Annotated in this window: 2 protein-coding genes; both read left to right on the top strand. The window is 50.3% G+C overall.

The window, feature by feature from the left end:
• On the top strand, positions 1–378 hold a 378-nt coding region (locus ACWA6V_RS20675; protein ID WP_449524253.1), incomplete at its 5' end, for a transglutaminase family protein.
• A 111-nt stretch (positions 379–489) separates the two neighbouring features.
• Positions 490–2,362: circularly permuted type 2 ATP-grasp protein (locus ACWA6V_RS20670; RefSeq protein WP_449524252.1), on the top strand; the 1,873-nt coding region annotated here is incomplete at its 3' end.

Raw genomic sequence — 2,362 nt, 5'->3', positions numbered from 1 at the left:
GGTGAGTTTGTTGGCGGCGTGCGTTACCGCGCATGGCAACCGCCTTCAGCCTTGCACCCGACCATCGGCATTCACTCGCCACTGGTGTTTGATTTAATTGATACCTGGAACGGGAAAAGTATCGGTGGCTGTACCTATCACGTCAGCCATCCTGGTGGCCGCAGTTATGATCGCTTCCCGGTGAATGCCAACGAGGCGGAATCACGCCGTGGCAACCGTTTCTTTGATATCAACCACACTCCCGGTGCACTACCGATTACACCAGCAGGAAAAATCTTGCGCGAGTTTTTTGAACACAAACATCCGCCCAGACCTATGGCCCCACCGCCAGAAGAACCAGCAGATGAATACCCGCACACATTGGATTTGCGGAAGTAACCGTTGCTCGATCCACCTTGCTCCCAGGCCCTGCTCGGGAGCATATGGGTTGAGCACAACAAAATCGGGTTACAATGGGTGTCATACGTATAACAATGACAAATTATCTTTATGAATCCTTATTCCACGCTTATGGAAAATCCGGTCGATCCAGCCAACATTAAGGACTTTATCTACCCCGCGCCGCAACATGGTGTGGACGAAGCCTATGACAGCGAGGGCAGGATTCGCCCCCATTGGCGGTATTTGCTCCACAGCTTGCAAAGTCTGGGGCATGATGCGATTGAAGAGCGCCAGAAAAAAACCCGCCGCATTTTGCGTGACGACGGCGCCACCTACAAAATTTACGACGAGCCGGATGCAAACCAAAGCTGGCAACTCAACCCCATTCCGCTGCTAATCAATAGCGATGAATGGAACCAAATAGAAACCTCGCTGGTTGAGCGCGCCGAATTATTCAATTTACTGCTGCAAGATATTTATGGTGAACGCAAGCTGGTACGCCAAGGCATAATTCCGCCTGATTTATTATTTTCCCACCACGGTTTTTTGCGCCCCTGCCAAAATATAAAACTGCAAGGTAGCCACCAACTCATCTTGCACGGCGCCGATTTAGTTCGCTCGCCTGATGGCAGCATGCAAGTAATGGCCGACCGCACCCAGGCACCTTCGGGCGCCGGTTATGCATTAGAAAACCGTACAGTGATGAACCGTGTGTTCCCCAGTTTATTTCGCGATAGCCATGTGCATCGCCTGTCATTATTTTTTTCGCGCTTGCGCCAGCGCTTACATGAATTAAATCCCAATGGCGGCATTGCGCGCATTGTGGTGCTCACTCCCGGTATTTATAACGAAGCCTATTTTGAACACGCCTATCTCGCCAATTATTTGGGTTTCCAATTAGTGCAAGGCAGTGATTTGAGTGTGCGCAACGGTTATGTGTGGATGAAAGCACTCGACGGTTTAAAACGCGTCGATGTGATATTGCGCCGCGTGGACGATATTTATTGCGACCCGGTAGAATTAAAAGGCGATTCGCGTTTAGGTGTTCCGGGATTATTGGAAGTCGCGCGGCTCGGTCATGTTGCCATCGCCAATCCGCTCGGTTCGAGCGTATTGGAAAATCCGGCGCTGCTGCGTTATTTACCGGAAATTGCACAAGCGCTATTAGGTCGTGATTTGCAAATGCCTTCCGTAAAAACATGGTGGTGCGGCAATAGTGATGATTTGGAATACGTGTGCAAAAATTTAAAACACTTATTAATTAAACCCACTTATCGTCGCCCCGGTTTATACGAAGTCTACGGCGCTGATTTGGACGATAAAAAATTACAAGCCTGGCAAAATCGCATCCGCAAAAATCCGCTGCAGTTTGTCGCGCAAGAATATGTTATGGGTGCACAAACACCCACTTGGCACCAAGGGCTTATCCAGCCGCGCGCGTCGGTCTTGCGCACCTTTGCGGTTGCGAGCGAAAGCTCCTATTCGGTGATGCCCGGCGGCCTCACCCGCGTCAATCTCGATATTGATAAAAAAATTATTTCCAACCAACGCGGCTCTGTTTCCAAAGACACTTGGGTGTTAGCGTCGGAGCCGGAAAAACAAATCAGCCTGCGCCCGCTCGATACACAACCCGCAGCCGAAAGCAGCAACGCATTACCCAGCCGGGTGGTGGAAAATTTATTTTGGATGGGGCGCTACGCAGAACGCGCGGAATCGGCCATGCGTTTATTGCGCACGGTATTTATCCAATTAAATAAAACCGAAAAGTTACCCGACGCCGTGTGCCGCACACTATTAAGTGCCATCACCCATGTCACCGCGACCTACCCCGGCTTTACCAGTTTGCACACAGCACTGCTGAAAAATCCGGAACCGGAAATGATTGCCATTATTCTGGATCACCAACGGTTAGGCAGCGTCGCCAATAACTTAATGGCAATGGTCCATTCAGCAGACCAAGTCAAAGAACAATTATCCAGTG

The organism is Cellvibrio sp. (assembly GCF_053579595.1).
Note: the sequence above shows the minus strand (reverse complement) of the source record. Positions and strands in the feature narration are given on the sequence as shown.